Genomic DNA, 17327 nt, shown 5'->3' on the forward strand with positions numbered 1-17327 from the left:
AAAAGAGAGTGGAGCGGATAAAGGATACGCTGTGATTTTACGATATACTTCCCTTATTTATTTGTCAAGACAGGGTTGTATGTTTCAAAACATCCGTAAATGTTTACAAATGGTTTTGGTGGTTGCTATAATAATAGCAGCCATTCTTTTGTATGGTAATGTTTATATGGCGGATGGAAATTATGTACATGGAGAAAGATTTATGGATAAATATACGGTTCTTTTGGTAGACGACGAAGAAGAAGTTATACAGGTGATCATGAAGAAGATCAATTGGGAGGGGCTTGGGTTTTCTGTGATCGGCTATGCAAACAATGGCGTAAAGGCGTTTGAAATGGTAGAGGAGTTCCAGCCGGATGTAGTCATGACGGATATAAAGATGCCATATATGGACGGTATGGAACTGGCGGGACGGATCAAGGAGGAGTTTCCGGCAACTAAGCTTTTGATCTTTACCGGGTTTGACGAGTTCGAGTATGCCAAGGAAGCAGTACACCTGGAGGTAGAAGAATATATTTTGAAGCCGGTCAATTCACTGGAGCTTACAAATGTATTTACTCAATTGAAAATAAAGCTGGATCAGGAGATCAGTGAGAAAAGAAATACGGAAATCCTTCAGAAATATTATATGGAATCCCTGCCTCTTTTGCAGGCGAACTTTTATTCTACCTTGATAGAAGGAAGGATTATGGAGGGAGATCTTCCCAAATATATTGAAGATTATCAGATTTCCCTGAAAGGGCCGTTTTTTTGCTGTGTTGTGATCCATACATCCTCAAGGCAGGTTCCAAAGAATATGAACCCGGTGCTTTTGGCGACTTCTGTTCAGAAGCAGGCAATGGAACGATTGGGCGGTAAATGGCATCCAAAATATTTTTCCTATCTGGGAAATACAGTGATGATCGCACAGCTGAAGAATGAAAATGAGGTATCAGATCTGACAGACGAGTGCGATCGCTTCTGCCGCTATGCCAGTCGTATGATCGGAGCGGTGGTTATCATTGGAGTAGGACAGGTGTGCAGCGATATCCTGGAGTTGTCCCAGTCCTATAACGGTGCCAGGGAGGCGGTTTCTTACCGTGCAATATATGGCGCCTGCAGGGCGATCAACATTAAGGAAATTGCGCCTTCTGAAACGGGAAGAGCCGTTACGGCTAATGATGCGGAGTTATCGGAACTGTTTAAGAAGATTCGGATCGGATCACCTCAGGATGTGACGGAAGCTGTGGATAAGTATATGGATCGGATGTCTTTCCCCGATAAATCTTTGCAGTATCATCATATTGCTGTGATGGAGATGGTGAGCGCTCTGTACCGGTTTGTATCTAATAATGATCTGGTTGTGGAAGAATTTTCAGGGGATACAAGACAGCTGTACAGTAATCTTCTGGATCTGGAGCCGGAGGCTCTGCGAAAATGGCTGTTGGACATCAGTCTTTTATTTCGGGAAAACTTGATGAATGCAAGAAGCCGCTCCAGTAAATCTTTTGTATTCAGGGCCAAAGAATATATTGATAATCATTATTTTGAAGAGGAATTATCTTTGGACAGCATCTGTGATCTGCTGGGTGTTTCCAATTCCTATTTCTCAACCATTTTCAAAAAGGAGACAGGGCAGTCGTTTATCGGGTATCTGACCAGTTACCGAATGGAGAAGGCGGCGCATTTGCTGCTGGAAACAGCGGAGAAAAGTTACATGATAGCAAAAAGTGTAGGATATGCGGATCCAAATTATTTCAGCTATGTATTTAAGAGGCAGTTTGGAGTGTCACCGTCAAAATACAGGACGGAGCAGGAGGAAAAGTGAAGAAAAAATATTTCAGATATTTACAAAAATTAAAGCCAAGAGGGATACAGTCGGTTTTAATGATCGTTCTTTCTGTAATTTCTATTTCAATTATGATAGTTTTGGGTCTGATCCTGTATATGCGATTTTCCACTCTGTCCAGAGAAGATATGGTGCAAAGCACGCAGAAGCTGACAGAACAGGCGGGAGAAAGCATGGAGGATTATCTGGTGAGTATGCGCCAGATATCTGATGTCCTGTATTATAATATCATTAAGGAAAATGATTTTTCCAACCAGGATCAGGTGATTCAGGAAGGAATGAATCTCATGTACGAAGCAAACCGGGAAAATCTAAGAAGTGTTGCTTTGTACAACAGTTATGGAAGTCTTATGGCAGCGGAACCGGTGGTGTCTGAAAAGGCAGATCCCAATGTAACACAGCAGGATTGGTATGTGAAAGCGATGGAAGAAGTGGAAAATGTGCATTTTTCTACTCCTCATATTCAAAATCTTTTTGATGATAACAGTCTGCGTTACTATTGGGTCATCTCTTTAAGCCGTGCAGTAGAGATTACGGAAGACGGAGTGACCAGACTGGGGGTTCTTCTGGTAGATATGGATTATTCGGGCATTTCCCGGATGATGAATAAACTGAATACAGATAATAACGGACAGTATTATTATTTGTGTGACAGTAACGGTGAGATTATTTATCACCCCAGGCAGATCCAGATCAGTGATGGAATTAGCAGTGAAAACAGCAAGGGCGCTGCAGAATACAAAGACGGAGTTTATGATGAGAAGTTTGAAGGGGAGAGGCGGAAAGTCGTTGTCAATACAATAAGCTACACCGGCTGGAAGCTTGTAGGGGTAATTCCCTATTCAACTTTTACACATGGAATGATCGATATCCGGTATTTTATCGTAATGATCATTCTTGTGATGATTATGATGCTGTGTGCGATCAACCGGGTTGTTTCACAGAGGATATCAAGGCCTGTCCTTCTGTTAAATGAGTCAGTCAGGGAATATGAAGCGGGAAAAAAGCCGGAGATTTATACTGGAGGTTCGCCTGAGATCCGGCATCTGGGACAGTCCATTCAAAATTCTTATGAACAGATCGACCGTCTGATGAAGGAGATTGTTCTGGAGCAGAACGAGCGGAGAAAGAGCGAACTGGATGCATTACAGAGTCAGATTAATCCTCATTTTCTATATAACGCTCTGGAATCTATTACCTGGATGGTGGAAGGCGAGCGTAATGAGGAAGCAGTATTTATGATTTCACAGCTGGCCCGCCTGTTCCGGATCAGCCTTTCCAAGGGACGTACAGTGATCAGCATTCGGGATGAGCTTCAGCATGCGAAAAGCTACATGAATATCCAGAAGATTCGTTATAAAAATACATTTTCAGTGAAATTCGATGTAGATGAAGAGGTTTATTCCTACTGTACAGTGAAACTGATCCTTCAGCCGATTTTGGAAAACGCTATTAATTACGGTGTCAGCAGTATGGATGACTGCGGAGAGATCAGGGTGACCGGAAGGAAAGAAGGGGAAGTCATTATCCTTGCAGTAGAGGACAATGGACTTGGCATGTCGGAAGAAGAGGTGGAATTTGTGCTCACGGACAGCAACCGGATCCATAAGCATGGTTCGGGAGTTGGGCTGATCAATATCAACAACCGGATCCAGATTTTATTTGGAAAAGAATACGGGCTTGTAGTAGAGAGTGAGCCAGATGAAGGAACAAAGGTTTCCATCCGCATTCCGGCAGTTCCATACACAGAGGAAAACGGAAAGATTCTGGAAAACGGATATATATTAAGTAAAGAGAAGATCAATGATATAGAAGAGAAGACAAAGGAAAGCAAAGATGAAGAATGACAAGAAAACGTTTATTCTGATCGAGGCGGTGCTGGCAGTACTTATTCTCGTGTTGGCGATTGTTATGATCAGCGAGAAGAGACAGGATGACAGGTACAAGATTTCAGTTGTTGTTCCAAATTCCGATGACCGGCAATGGTCAGCTTTTAAATATGGCCTTAGAATGGCTGCCGCTGACAATAACATAGAGATGTCTGTGGCAAGTACAGCAGAGACACTGACAGCCCAGGAGGAAGAGCGTTTGCTCCGGGATGAGATCGAAAACGGGGCGGATGCGCTGATCCTCTATCCGGTACCAGGAGAAGAAACAGAAGAAATGCTGCAGGAGATTGGGAAGAAAGTTCCCATTATGCTGGTGGGTTCTGCTTTAGCAGATGGGGAAGACACTGTGTTCCCGGTGACAGAACCGGATCATTATACCATGGGAAAAGCCTTAGGGGAGGAATTGATAAAAGATTATGAGGGGAAACTTGACGGTAAAACACTGGGAATCCTGTCTGAAACAACAGATTCGGCAGCAGTGATAAGCCGGGAGATGGGATTTCGGAATGCCCTGGCAGATTCAAATGTCAGGATCCGGTGGGCGGTAGGACATCCCTTTACAGAAGGCGGAGAGAGCTTTCTTGGAGTGCAGCCGGCGGTCGATATTATTGCGGCGCTGGATGACAGCAGCCTGACGGCAGCAGGAGAATGTGCGGCCTCAGACAGTCTCCACGGCGCACGGATTTATGGAATCGGAAATTCCACAGAAGCGGCTTATTATCTGGACACCGGTGTGGTGGAATGTCTGCTGGTAGCAGATGAATTTAATCTGGGATATCAGAGTCTTAATGAAATAGCCAAAGAACTGGATGATTATCTGTATCACATGCAGAGTATAGAAGTGTATCATACTATCATACGAAAGGAAGAACTGTTTTCTGAAGAAAATCAGGAAATTCTTTTTACAATGAGTCAGTAGAAAATGAAAGGAAGCGCAATGAAGAAAAAGAGAATTTTGTCGGCGGGAATCATTCTGGGAACGGCAGCATTGCTTCTTAGTGCCTGCGGGAATCAGCAGCAAAATCAGGAAAACCGGCTTTATATAGGAGTTACTTACTACAATCAAAGTGACACTTTTTTAAATGAGATGCTTGACTCTTTTAAAGCACAGTTAGAAGAGATGGAGGTTGGCGGCACAGTGCCTGCTGTGACGGTGAGAGATGCCGCGGGGCTGCAGAAGACGCAGAACGACCAGGTGAAAGAACTGATTGACGCCGGCTGTAATGTACTGTGCGTCAATCTGGTAGACCGGGCAGATCCGTCGGATATCATCGATCTGGCAAGAGAGTATGATGTGCCGATTATTTTCTTTAACCGGGAACCGGTGGCGGAGGATCTCATGCAGTGGGACCGGCTTTACTATGTAGGAGCAGATGCGAAGCAGTCCGGGGTGATGCAGGGAGAGCTGGCAGCAGACGAGATATGGGAAAATGAGCAGATCGACCGCAACAAGGATGGGAAGATTCAGTACGTTGTGCTGGAAGGAGAGGCAGGACACCAGGATTCCGTTATCCGTACAGAAAATTCAGTGAATACGCTGCAGCAGAAAGGAATTGCACTGGAAAAGTTAAGTTACGAGATTGCAAACTGGAACAGAGCACAGGCGGAGAACCGGATGGAGCAGATGATCGGTCAGTATCAGACCAGCATTGAGCTTGTGCTGGCGAATAATGATGACATGGCGCTGGGAGCGATAGATGCTTATGAAAAGCTGAATTACAGTGAAACTTCAAGGCCTGTGATCTTTGGCATAGACGGAACAGATGATGGATTGAAAGCGATTCGGGATTCCAAGCTTACAGGGACAGTGTATAATGATAAAGAGGGACAGGCGGAAATGATGGCCAAGCTGGCAGCGGCTCTTGTATCGGGGGAGGGAATGGAAGATCTTCCTTTTGAAAACGACCGCTATCTTATGGTCCCTTATTTTAAGGTGACACCGCAGAATATAGAGGGGCTTCTGGGAGAAGAAAATATCAGTCCGGAAGCAAACGAAAGGGGATAAATTTGACATTTTACTGCTTATAAGTTAAAATAAAGCGACAAATTACATCGAAGAATCAAATATCCTGGAAAGACTATGTTATAAGGGAAAAAAGGGGAAGGAGATTACGCGATGTATAAAAAAGGTTCTAAGGGCTGGTTTAAACACGGTGATTTTCTCGTGTTGGATCTGATCTGTCTCCACATTGCTTTTGTATTGTCCTATGTGATCAGACATGGTTTTATCAACCCATACAGAATAGAAGTATACCGCAGCATGGCTATTTTCCTTACCATGGCGGATATTATGATCATTTTCCTGTTTGAGACATTGAAAAATGTACTGAAACGAGGATATTATAAAGAATTTGCGGCTATTGTGCAGCAGACACTGATATTGGAACTTCTGGCAACTCTTTATTTGTTCAGTGTACAGGATGGCTTTATCTATTCGCGTATCACTCTGTATGCGATGGGGCTTATTTACTTGCTGGTCACCTACTTTGTGCGTCTTGGGTGGAAGCGGCTGCTGCGAAAGAGGCTTAAGGACGAGCGGACATCGCTTATTATTATTACAACAGAATCCATGGCAGAGTCTGTTGTGCATGAAATTGTGGATTACAGTTTTGAGCGGTACAAATTGGCGGGAATCGTTGTGATTGATAAAAATATGGAAGGGCAGTCCGTCCATAAGATTCCGGTTGTTGCAACAGTAAGAACAGCAGCTGATTTTGTATGCCGGGAATGGGTGGATGAAGCGTTGGTTGTGATGCCGCCAAGAGATCCTTTGCCGGAACAGCTCATTAACCAGTTGAGCGAAACCGGAATCACCGTACACATTAATGTGGGACAGCTGCCGGAATTTGAAGGAAAAAGACAGTTTGTGGAAAAGATCGGCCGGTATACTGTTCTTAGTACAAGCATAAATTATGCCACAGACAAGCAGCTTTTGGGGAAACGGATACTGGATATTATTGGAGGACTTGTAGGCTGCCTCATTACAATAGTCCTGTTCATTTTTATTGCACCTGCAATCAAGAAAGAATCACCGGGACCGGTATTTTTTACCCAGACAAGAATCGGGAAGAATGGACGCAAGTTTAAAATGTACAAATTCCGAAGCATGTATATGAATGCCGAGGAGATGAAGAAAGAGCTGATGGATCAAAATAACATGAAAGACGGCATGATGTTCAAAATGGATTTTGATCCGAGGGTCATTGGAAATAAGATTCTTCCGAACGGACAGAAAAAGACGGGTATCGGGGATTTTATCCGGAGAACATCGCTGGATGAATTTCCGCAGTTTTTTAATGTGCTCAAAGGAGATATGTCTCTTGTGGGAACACGGCCTCCTACATTAGACGAGTGGGAGAAGTATGAACTCCGACACCGGGCAAGACTTTCCATTAAGCCGGGAATTACCGGACTTTGGCAGGTCAGTGGGCGCAGCAAGATTACAGATTTTGAAGAAGTAGTCAAATTGGACAAGCAGTATATTACAGATTGGAGCATGGGACTGGATTTTCGTATTCTTTTCAAAACAATCCAGTCGGTGATCAAAAAAGACGGTGCGAAGTAATTTGCACCGTCTTTTTTAGTGCACAAATAGCCGATCGGACGGCAAGGTTTTATTTTGGCGTCTGTAAAGTCTGTGTCTCTTTCAGCCGGGGCCAGACGGTAAGGAGCATTGTAACGAAGCTTGCTGTTCCCCCGATAAAATTGGACACGGGTTCTGCCAGAAATACGCCGTCGGTGCCAAATCCGATTGCCGGGAGGAAAATGGTAAGAGGGATCACGATAATAACTTTTCGGAACAGGGAGAAAAAGACAGCCTGCTTTGATCTGCCCAGAGCAACAAAGGTAGACTGACCGGCAAACTGCAAAGCCATCATGAAAATTCCGAAAAAGTACAGTCTCATAGCAGGAACGCCCTTTTCCAGCAATTCCGGTTCACTGTTGAACAGATGAATAAAAAAGTGCGGGAAGAAAAATAAAAGGGCCCACGCTGCCAGGGAAAAGATAATACAGGCGACAGAAGTAAAACGGATTGCTGCTTTTACCCGGCGGTATTCCCCGGCTCCGTAGTTAAAACTCATGACAGGCTGCGCGCCGCTGGTCAACCCGTTTACAGGCATGGTGATAATCTCGCGGACAGAGTTTATAACAGTCATGATGCCTACATAGAGATCACCGCCCCAGCGCTGCAGCATAGCGTTGCACATGATCTGTACAGAACCGTTGGTAATGGACATGACAAAGCCGGACAGTCCAAGCCCTGTAATATCTTTTACGATAGAAAGCTGTGGACGCGCCAGAGTGCGGGGGAGGCGGATCACAGCTTTTTCCCCTGTCAGAAAGCGGAACACCCATACTGCGGAGACGAACTGCGACAAAATAGTGGCAAGGGCAGCCCCACGGACACCCATATGGAATACAAAAATAAAAATCGGATCCAGAATCAGATTCAGGACTGCTCCGATGGAAACAGTGAGCATTCCCATTACGCCAAATCCCTGCGCGTTGATAAAATTATTCATACCAAGACTTACCATGACAAACAGTGTGCCGCACAGGTAAATGGACAGATAAGCATCGGCATAAGGGTAGGTGACATCACTGGCGCCGAACAGATACATGAGGGGGCGCCGGAATATAAAGCAAAGAAGAGCCAGGAGAATCCCGCTGATCAGGAGCATGGAAAAGGAGTTTGCCATGATCTTTTCGGCCTTTTTCTCGTCGCCGGATCCTCTGGCTATAGAAAAGAGGGGAGCGCCGCCCATGCCGAACAGATTGGCAAATGCAGTGATGATTGTAATGACTGGAAGAGTCAGTCCGATACCGGTCAGTGCTTCTGTGGAAGTATGGGGGATATGACCGATATAGATGCGGTCTACCACATTGTACAGGACGTTAATGAGCTGAGCTAAAGTCATGGGAACAGCCAGGCGGAGAATGTTTCCAGAAATACTTCCTTTGCTGAAATCACTTGAGTTTTGCATAGTTGCTATCATTCCTTATCGATTCATTCTGCTTTCTAGTATAGACTTTTTGGAGATTGTTTTCAATGTTCCTTCATATAATGAAAGAAACAGAACTTGGCAAAAGGTGAAAGAATGGATGTATTTATGATCGTATCCAACATGATCATTCCCCTGCTTATCGTGGGGATTGTATGGTTTGGCGTTTCCAGGAAGGTACCGGTGTATGATGCCTTTATAGAAGGCGCAAACAGCGGCTTTAAAATCGTGCTGAAGATCATGCCCACAATGGTTGCACTGATGATCGCAGTGGGAATTTTACGATCATCCGGTTTCCTTGAAATGGCTGCAGAACTGATCGGGAAGTTTACGGTACATATCGGATTTCCGGGAGAACTGGTTCCCCTTACTATCGTAAAAATGTTTTCTTCCTCTGCGGCAACAGGGCTTTTATTGGATCTCTATGAAGAATTTGGGACAGATTCTCTCATCGGACTGATGGGATCCATCAGTATGTCCTGTACAGAAACTATTTTTTATACCATGAGTGTCTATTTCATGACGGCGAAGATTACAAAGACCAGGTATACCCTGGAAGGGGCGTTGATCGCCACATTTGCCGGACTGGCAGCCAGCGTTGTTCTTGCGGGCTGGATGGTATAGACAAAAAAGAGGCGAAGGAGGAACGTTTGAAAAGCCCTTCTTCGCCTCTTTCTTTGTCTTGCTGTTATTCCCCTAAAGCATATTTTTCCACAATCTCAAAGGGAGCAGGTCCGGTATCCAGGACAGCTTTGTGGAATCGTTCCTGTGTAAAAGAGTCTCCCCACTTTTCTATTGCTGTTTTTTTCAGTTCCAGAAATTCTACATAGCCAATATAATATTTCAGATAGTTTCCCGGATCTCCCAGAATAAGGTCGTAGATGTCCTGTATCGTCTGGGTATCGGTGATCCCGAAGTTGCGGAAAAAGGATACTGTCTCTGCAAGGGACCAGCCGTCGTAATGGATCCCCATATCTGCCAGGGCGTAAAGTCCCAGGATCACGGAGGCGTTCCGCTGTGCCAGAACAGCCTGCTGTGTATCCAGCGCCGAATAGTAATAACTGATCATTTCCACATAGGTTGCCCATCCTTCCGTATAGCCGCCCCAGTCCAGCAGATTCCGGATGGGATCCGGATTTGTGGAGGCGTAGTATACATTTTGATAGAGATGGCCGGGGTAACCCTCATGGGCTAAAGTCGTGTAGAGCGTCAGGTCATCGGGCAAATGTCCTTCGTTAATGTAGATGACATTGTCATCTGTGTCGTCTATGGCAGGGACCATGAAAAAGGCAGGGCTTAAATAGTCTTCCATTTCTGCCTGCACCTGCTTCACCTGAATATTGACGTCAGGAAGGGCGGGAAAATCGCCGGAGCATTTTTCTTTCAGACTGTCAAGGATCACAAGGGGATCAGTATTTTCCAGAGTCAGTTTTACTGTGCTGCCGCCGGAGGACTCCCCTGTTTTGCTGCTTTTTATAAGAGCAGACTGCATGGCAGTAAGATCTTCTGCCATCTGGGACTTTGTAAGATCCTGCAGATCAGAAACGCTCCGGGAGGAGCCGGTATCCCGGCGGACAATGTATTCATAGTAGGCTTTCCCGTTAGGATAGTAACAGAGACCGTTTTGATTCTTTCCTGTATTTTTCAGAGCAGCCATTGCGGCAGAAAGCTTTCGGTAGGAGGGGAAAATATTTTCATTTACCAGTTTTTGATGCTGGGATATGTAGGCTTCCTTTTGCTGTTTTGAAAGGTCAGGTACAGTTTCAAGCCGCTCCTGAAAGGAGGAAAATAAATAATGGCTGTCACCCATGGATGCAAAAGAACTGCATTCTTCGATAATATCCTGAGCGCAGCGGGAAGACATGAAAAGGCCGGCTTTTGATTTTTCTTTCTCAAATGCGATGAGGGAAGCAAAATGCTCAGGCACGTCGCTGATAAGAGCAAGGTAACTGTCAATGTCCTCGTCAGAATAAAAGGGATATTCGGATAAAAGGATGGGGAGCTGTGACTGGACTCCGGTAATGGGGCTTAGGGGCTCTTCGTACAGTGCAAATGGCACGGCATGCAGAGATTCTGTCAGATAGCTTCTCAATACATCGTAAGTAAGCCGGTTTTCCCGTGAGAGTTTCTGACGGCGAAAACTGTCGAGGACAGCCAGAGTGTTTTCGCAGGAAGCGCTTAGAGCCGTCGGATCGGCTGTATAGGCGCCCAGAGTGACGGGGGTGTTTTCAACGCCATATTTTTCAGGATATTTCAGAGTATAGTGAAGGGTGATGGCGCTGGATGAAACTTCCTGACGGAAGAGGTCTGCAGTAAACTTAAGGAAAGCATCGTTTTCATCCTGGGAAAATAGACGGGTACAGGCGTTCAGAGAAATAACAGCTGTAAGAGCCAGACAAAGAAGAGCAGAAAGCTTTTTTTTCATATAAAAATCCTAAGGGTTTTTCTCTATAAATATGCGGAAAGAAAAGTAACTATTCACAGCCGTTTCAGGACTGAAGCGCGTAAGCGCGACGAGTGCGCATGCGGGTGGGGCTGTGAATAATGATAAAAGGAATGATTCCCCGGAAGATGGCGTCCAAGGGATTGAAAAAAAGAAATCTCCATGATAACATGACAACGGCGGGATTCGCCGCAGCACAGATAAAAAGGAGTACAGATGAAATTTGTATATGAGATTCCAGACTCGTTCTGGAGCCTGTTTCGTTCCAGAAACAGGGAAATATATATGGAAGCTTTGCTTCAGATCAATGAAGAATATGAGTATAATAATTATTTTTTAAGCAGGGATGCCTGCCTTCAGATATTGAGTGACTATTTTGCCAGCAAAAAGATCCGTCTGGAAATGGAAGAATCAGAGAGTGAACTTGATATGTTGGAAACGCCGGCGGCCCGCATCCTTAACTGGCTTGTACGATTCCAGTGGCTGAAAAAATCGGAGGATTACGGAAGCTTTGTAACAAACATTGTCATACCGGACTATGCGGCAGTGTTTATTGAAGCGTTTGAACAGATGACCCGGGAAGGGATGGATGAGACGGATCTATACATTCAAAATGTGTATGCGACCCTCTATTCTTTCCAGAATAATCCCAGGCTGAATACGGGAATGCTGCGGTCGGCGCTTGTCAATACGAGAAAACTGAATAAAGTTCTCCAGGACATGCTCCACAATATGGATCGGTTTTTCGGACGGCTTCTGGAACAGAAAAATTACGGACAGCTTCTTGAAGAGCATCTGGAAGGTTATGTAGAGGAGGCGGTCAGCAGGAAGTATCACATTCTGAAAACAAGCGATAATTTTTATCTTTACAAGATGGATATTAAAGAATGTCTGGAAAAAATAAGAGATAATGAAGAAACTATAGACAGGATCGGAGAAGAGGGGCTGGAAATACTGAACCGGATCGAGAGAAGTTTTGATGATATGGAGCGGCGGATCTCCAATATGGACAGAGAGCATACAAAGTATATCCGCGCTACAGTGACAAGACTGAATTATCTGCTGAGTGGACAGACAGATACAAAAGGGCTTGTGGTGCAGCTTTTGAATCAGATAGGAAATGATGAGAACGGGGAGGAGAAACTTGCAAGAGTCGGGGAGAAGATGAATCTTTCTCTGCTGGAAATGCTGTCGGATAAATCTTTGTACAAGAGACGAAAAGGACGAAAGGATTTCATCAGCCAGATGGAGAGAGAAGAAGAAAAAGAGGAGCTTTCCCGGGGAGAAGTGCTGAAGCTGAACCGGATCCATACCCGTTACAGCCGGGAGCAGATAGAAGAATTTATTGAATCCCATATGGAAGAGGAAAAAATGTGCCTGGAAAACATAGAGATCCGGGATGACTCGGATTTTGAGAAGATTATACTGGCATACGATTACAGTATAAGAAACAGCAGCAGATATCAGGTGATTGAGGAAGAAGGACAGGTAGTGAAAGGGAAATACCGCTGTCCGAAACTGACATTTGTAAGGAGAAGATTATGATAACATATATAGAAGAGCTGACAGACCAGGAGAGGGAGGCGATCCGGGAGGCGATCCAGCTTCTGTACCGTCAGACCTACCTTCTGGAGAGAAGATACGACAGACGGACAGAGAAATACCAGTATACAAAGGAGTATAGAACATGCAGCACGCATCTGGAATTTCTGAAAGACTATTTTGCAGTCGCCGGAATTTCTCTGGAAGAAAATGTGCATGACGGGATTATTTACATACAGGGAGAAACGCTGTGGGGCGAGAAGCTTCCAAGGCTTGCCACAGTGTATCTGCTGATCCTGAAGCTGATCTATGATGAGCAGATGGCGCAGGCAGCGTCCAGTACCCGTATAGTGGCGACGGCAGGTGAGATCAATCAGAAAGCAGGGGCGTTTCGTGTGATCAAGAGCATCCCATCTCCCACAGAGATGAGGAGGACCATAGCGCTTCTGAAAAAGTATCAGATTGTGGAGCCGCTGGACATTTTAGAGGAATTGAACGAAAATACGAGGATGATCATTTATCCTACAGTCAATCTGGTGCTTTCGGGAGATCATATCCGAGAACTGCTGGAAAGTTTTAGCGAGGAGGAAAACAGTGGAGAAGAAACAGCCATTCAAAATACTATCGAAGATCTGTCTGAATAACTGGCATTATATTGACAGGAAGATTCTCACTTTAAATGAAGGCATTAACTTTTTTACAGGACACTCAGGCAGCGGGAAATCTACAGTTATCGATGCGCTTCAGATCGTGCTGTACGCAAATACGGACGGCAGAGGATTTTTCAACAAGGCGGCAGCAGACGACTCCGACCGAAATCTGATCGAATACCTGCGCGGGATGGTAAATATCAGTGAAAATAATGAATCAGAATATCTGAGAAACAAAAACTTTTCCACCACAATCGTCCTGGAATTTACTAACAGTTCCACAAAAGAGGAGGAGTGTGTGGGAGTCGTATTTGATGTGGAAACTGCCTCCAATGATATAAACAGGCTCTTTTTCTGGCATCGGGGAGGCATTTTGCCAAATACCTACAGAGGAGAGGGAAGAGTGCTGTCTACCCAGGAGATACGGGAATATCTGCAGAGGAATTTTTCACAGGAGAATTATTACTGTGGTCCCAGCAATGAACGGTTCCGCCGTCAGCTCTATGATGTCTATCTCGGCGGCCTTGATATGGAGAAATTTCCCCGGCTTTTCAAGAGGGCGATTCCGTTCCGCATGAATATCCGCCTGGAGGATTTTGTGAAGGAATATATCTGCATGGAGCAGGATATTGAGATTGAAGGAATGCAGGAGAGTGTTCTCCAGTATGGAAGAATGCGAAGCAGAATAGAATCTATACTGGGAGAAATAAAATGGTTGACAAAGATCGAAAAAAATTTCGAATCTTATAAGGATAAGTGTCTGGAAGAGGAATCATGGAGCTATCGTGCCGGCCGGCTGGAGATTTTGCAGCTTGAAGCAAGACTGCAGGAAATTAAGGACCGCAAGGAGACAGCCATTCAGGAGACCGAACAGCAAAAGAAGACAGAGGAAAGCGTGGCTGCAAAGATCCGGGAAATTCAGAAAGAGTATGAAGATGTCATTGTAAAGATCGCCCAGACGGGATATGAGGAGATCAAAGGTCAGATCAAAGAAACGAATGACTTCCTTGAACATCTGGAAAAGAGCAGAACAGACCTGATAAAACTGGCTGAAAGTATGGGAAAGTGGAAAAGTCAGGACCGCGTATCCAGCCAGACGCTTCAGGATATCGGAAAATTCTGCAGTTTTAAGATTACGGAAGAAGAACTGGAACGGATCCAAAATAATCTGAAAGAAATCCGCCAGGAAGCCGAAGAGGAAAAAACGGATATTGGAAGTCAGCTGCGGGATGTGAAGCAGAAGTTAAAGCTTCTGGGGGAAGAGGCGTCAGATCTGAAACAGGGGAAGAAGCATTACCCTCCGGAAATCGAGGAGGCGAGATACTATATCCGAAGCGAGCTGCAAAAGAGGGCAGGGAAATTTGTTCATGTTCAGATTCTTGCGGATCTGCTGGAAGTAGAAGATGAGACATGGCATGCTGCAGTGGAAGGCTGCCTGGGGAACCATAAGACAGCGCTTATGGTAGAACCGGAATATGCCGGGGAGGCCATAGAGATTTATGAATCCATGGATAAGAAAAAGTTTTGTCGGGCAGCAGTGGTTGATACGAAAAAGCTGATGGAGAATGAACACCCGGTACAGAAGAACTCACTGGCCGAGGAAGTGAAAGCAAAAGAAGAATATGCACAGGCATATATAAATTTCCTTCTGGGGAATATTATGAAGTGTAAATCTATTAATGAATTAAGAAATTATAAAATTTCTGTAACACCAGATTGCATTCTTTACAAAGGATATCGTGTTCAGCATATCAATCCGGAAAATTATACGAGAAGAGCTTATATCGGAGAAAACAGTTTAAGGAGAAGACGGAAACAGCTGGAAGAGAGGAAGGAGCAGCTGGAAAAGAGAAGGCTGCCTCTGGAAGAGGATATGGAGGATATCCGTATGCTCCTTTCCATGGAATATCTGGAACGTCCGGCAGCGGATTATCTTCATATGATGGCAGATATTTCCACGATCCGCAAAAAAGAAGCAGAAAAAGAAGAACTTCTGGCCCGCCTGGAAAAGATGCAGGGTGGAAATGTGGGGCAGCTGGAAGAGGAAAAAGAAAGGCTCAAGGAGCAGCAGGTTTTGAACGAGAAGAACCTGGAACAGATACGAAAAGAAATCTGGGGCCGGGAGAGCCGGATCCGTCAGGCAGATGTACAGTATCTGGATATCAGCAGTCAGCTTAAGGAGAAAGAGGCAGCCTTTTTGGAAGACAGCCGTCATGCTGAAAGTTTTCAGCGTTATCTGGCAGAAAAGCGAAGCAGTAATTATGAGTATCTGCGGGGACTTTGCCAGAGAGAGGTGCAGAGCTGTCAGTCAGAAAGGGAAGAAAGATATCAGGAACTTGTAGATGCAAGAAGCGAATATTTAAGGCAGTATCCCCACAGAAGCTTTTCCGTCGGAACAGAGGACAACAAAGAATACGCAGAGCTTCTTGACAGACTGAAATGCGACCATCTGGAAGAATATCAGAAAAAGGCAGCCCAGCAGGCACAGGCAGCGGTGCGCCACTTTAAGGAGGATTTCGTCTATAAAATACGAAGCGCCATTAAAGAAGCCTACCAGAGGCAGGATGAACTGAACCGCGTCATCAGCCGGCTGGATTTCGGAAAAGATAAATACCGGTTTGTCATCGGGCCGAATAAAGGGCCGGACGGTGTATATTACAAAATGTTTATGGACGATTCCCTGGAAATCAATCCGGCGCAGCTCCCTGACGCTATGGACAGCCAGATGGATCTTTTCACTATGGAGCACGAGGACCGTTATGGAGATGTGGTAAATGAGCTGATCCAGATTTTCATTCCGCCGGAACACGCTACTCCGGAAGAGATGGAGGAGGCAAAACGGAATATGAAGAAATATTCTGACTACCGGACCTATCTTTCTTTTGATATGCAGCAGATTGTCAGGGGCGAGAAAGATATGCATATCGGGCTTGGAAAAATGATACGGAAAAACTCCGGAGGAGAAGGGCAGAATCCGCTTTATGTAGCGCTTCTGGCAAGCTTTGCTCAAATGTACCGCCTGGATGAAGGGAGACGGGGCCGACGCAATCCAACCATCCGCCTGGTTATTCTGGATGAGGCATTTTCTAAAATGGATGCCGAGAAGGTGGCTACCTGTATCGAACTGATCCGGGGACTTGGCTTCCAGGCTATCATCAGTGCGACAAACGACAAGATCCAGAATTACCTGGAAAATGTGGATAAAACCTTTGTTTATGCAAACCCGGATAAACAGAGCATTTCCATTATGGAATTTGAAAAGGGAGAGTTTGCCGAACTTACGAAAGGGACAAGTTAAGCCTTGCGGCTGACCGGGGGATATGATATAGTAAAAACAGAAAAGGGAGCAACCGCCACAAAGTGGTTGACCTCTGGTTGATGATAAGCCTACCTGACGGTAACAAGATTGTAATAGAATTACCACCCTGAAACCGCTCAAAGTTTAGAGGGTGGTTTTTCTATGTTTAAAGCACTACTTGATAAACGTAAAAACGAATGTCAGTAATGCCAGGATGAACATTCCAAAGGCTATAAGATCTTTAAAGTCAAATGGTTTTTTGTCCATCAGCATCACCCCCCATTCTATGTAGAATGAAGGCCAAGCCACCCTGTAACACGATTACTCCGTTTGTACAGTATAACATAATGCAGACGGGCGGACAATCAAAAATAACAAAAAATGTAAACTAGTGTGCGGTGAGTGTAATCCTTGACATTTCAGAGTACCTATGCTAGGATTTTAGATACGATTAAACAAAGAAAACGCAGTGATGAAGAGAGTACTTCTGGAGAAGTTTTACAGAGAAATTCCTGTGCGGAAGACTTTGGAAAGAGTATATTTTTGAAGAAAACCGCCGCAAAGCTGAGAAGGAATAAATGAAAGCAGAAGGAAGATGGCTTCTGAGCGGCGCACCGACCGTTGGACAGTTGCTTGTAGGATGTAAGCGGCGATTCTATGTTCAGCGCAGGCTG

Annotated in this window: 11 protein-coding genes; 9 read left to right on the plus strand and 2 right to left on the minus strand. The window is 44.9% G+C overall.

Going from position 1 to position 17327, the window contains the following annotated elements; all coding sequences use genetic code 11:
* Positions 1-202: 202 nt before the first annotated feature.
* From EUBC25_RS07360 to EUBC25_RS07380, 5 genes are all read left to right on the plus strand, one after another.
* Entirely contained in the window at positions 203-1807 is a 1605-nt protein-coding gene (locus EUBC25_RS07360) for a response regulator (protein ID WP_230107501.1), read from the plus strand.
* Entirely contained in the window at positions 1804-3675 is a 1872-nt protein-coding gene (locus EUBC25_RS07365) for a cache domain-containing sensor histidine kinase (protein WP_230107502.1), read from the plus strand. The genes EUBC25_RS07360 and EUBC25_RS07365 overlap by 4 nt, the downstream gene beginning before the upstream one ends.
* Complete coding sequence (locus EUBC25_RS07370; RefSeq protein WP_230107503.1) at positions 3665-4636, plus strand: sugar ABC transporter substrate-binding protein; 972 nt, start codon at positions 3665-3667, stop codon at positions 4634-4636. The genes EUBC25_RS07365 and EUBC25_RS07370 overlap by 11 nt, the downstream gene beginning before the upstream one ends.
* 18 nt (positions 4637-4654) lie before the next feature.
* On the plus strand, positions 4655-5722 hold the full coding sequence (locus EUBC25_RS07375; RefSeq protein ID WP_230107504.1) for a galactose ABC transporter substrate-binding protein: 1068 nt from the start codon (positions 4655-4657) through the stop codon (positions 5720-5722).
* A 111-nt stretch (positions 5723-5833) separates the two neighbouring features.
* Positions 5834-7282 carry a sugar transferase gene (locus tag EUBC25_RS07380; protein WP_230107505.1) on the plus strand — a complete coding sequence of 483 codons (1449 nt, stop codon included), beginning with the start codon at positions 5834-5836 and terminating at the stop codon, positions 7280-7282.
* A 49-nt stretch (positions 7283-7331) separates the two neighbouring features.
* On the opposite strand, the gene EUBC25_RS07385 is transcribed toward EUBC25_RS07380, so the two are convergent.
* Entirely contained in the window at positions 7332-8702 is a 1371-nt protein-coding gene (locus EUBC25_RS07385) for an MATE family efflux transporter (protein ID WP_230107506.1), read from the minus strand.
* A 114-nt stretch (positions 8703-8816) separates the two neighbouring features.
* Between EUBC25_RS07385 and EUBC25_RS07390 the strand changes: the two genes are divergently transcribed.
* On the plus strand, positions 8817-9344 hold the full coding sequence (locus EUBC25_RS07390; RefSeq protein WP_230107568.1) for a spore maturation protein: 528 nt from the start codon (positions 8817-8819) through the stop codon (positions 9342-9344).
* A 64-nt stretch (positions 9345-9408) separates the two neighbouring features.
* Here EUBC25_RS07390 and EUBC25_RS07395 read toward each other — a convergent pair whose 3' ends face one another.
* On the minus strand, positions 9409-11145 hold the full coding sequence (locus EUBC25_RS07395) for a DUF885 domain-containing protein (protein ID WP_230107507.1): 1737 nt from the start codon (positions 11143-11145) through the stop codon (positions 9409-9411).
* Between the two features lie 234 nt (positions 11146-11379).
* Between EUBC25_RS07395 and EUBC25_RS07400 the strand changes: the two genes are divergently transcribed.
* The 3 genes from EUBC25_RS07400 to EUBC25_RS07410 are packed head-to-tail and all read left to right on the plus strand — an operon-like array spanning position 11380 to position 16653.
* Positions 11380-12708 carry a Wadjet anti-phage system protein JetA family protein gene (locus EUBC25_RS07400; RefSeq protein WP_230107508.1) on the plus strand — a complete coding sequence of 443 codons (1329 nt, stop codon included), beginning with the start codon at positions 11380-11382 and terminating at the stop codon, positions 12706-12708.
* Positions 12705-13349 (plus strand): DUF4194 domain-containing protein, encoded by a 645-nt coding sequence (locus EUBC25_RS07405; protein ID WP_230107509.1) that lies wholly within the window; start codon positions 12705-12707, stop codon positions 13347-13349. Before EUBC25_RS07400 ends, EUBC25_RS07405 begins: the two co-directional genes overlap by 4 nt.
* On the plus strand, positions 13300-16653 hold the full coding sequence (locus tag EUBC25_RS07410; RefSeq protein ID WP_230107510.1) for an ATP-binding protein: 3354 nt from the start codon (positions 13300-13302) through the stop codon (positions 16651-16653). The genes EUBC25_RS07405 and EUBC25_RS07410 overlap by 50 nt, the downstream gene beginning before the upstream one ends.
* The last annotated feature ends 674 nt before the right edge of the window (positions 16654-17327 follow it).

Origin of the sequence: Claveliimonas bilis (assembly GCF_020892095.1) — a bacterium.
Lineage (GTDB): Bacteria > Bacillota > Clostridia > Lachnospirales > Lachnospiraceae > Claveliimonas > Claveliimonas bilis.

Coding starts and splice junctions, on each gene's coding strand:
- EUBC25_RS07385 (WP_230107506.1), bottom strand. CDS start 8,702: ATGCAAAACTCAAGTGATTTCAGCAAAGGAAGTATTTCTGGAAACATT.
- EUBC25_RS07375 (WP_230107504.1), top strand. CDS start 4,655: ATGAAGAAAAAGAGAATTTTGTCGGCGGGAATCATTCTGGGAACGGCA.
- EUBC25_RS07380 (WP_230107505.1), top strand. CDS start 5,834: ATGTATAAAAAAGGTTCTAAGGGCTGGTTTAAACACGGTGATTTTCTC.
- EUBC25_RS07360 (WP_230107501.1), top strand. CDS start 203: ATGGATAAATATACGGTTCTTTTGGTAGACGACGAAGAAGAAGTTATA.
- EUBC25_RS07395 (WP_230107507.1), bottom strand. CDS start 11,145: ATGAAAAAAAAGCTTTCTGCTCTTCTTTGTCTGGCTCTTACAGCTGTT.
- EUBC25_RS07390 (WP_230107568.1), top strand. CDS start 8,817: ATGGATGTATTTATGATCGTATCCAACATGATCATTCCCCTGCTTATC.
- EUBC25_RS07400 (WP_230107508.1), top strand. CDS start 11,380: ATGAAATTTGTATATGAGATTCCAGACTCGTTCTGGAGCCTGTTTCGT.
- EUBC25_RS07405 (WP_230107509.1), top strand. CDS start 12,705: ATGATAACATATATAGAAGAGCTGACAGACCAGGAGAGGGAGGCGATC.
- EUBC25_RS07370 (WP_230107503.1), top strand. CDS start 3,665: ATGAAGAATGACAAGAAAACGTTTATTCTGATCGAGGCGGTGCTGGCA.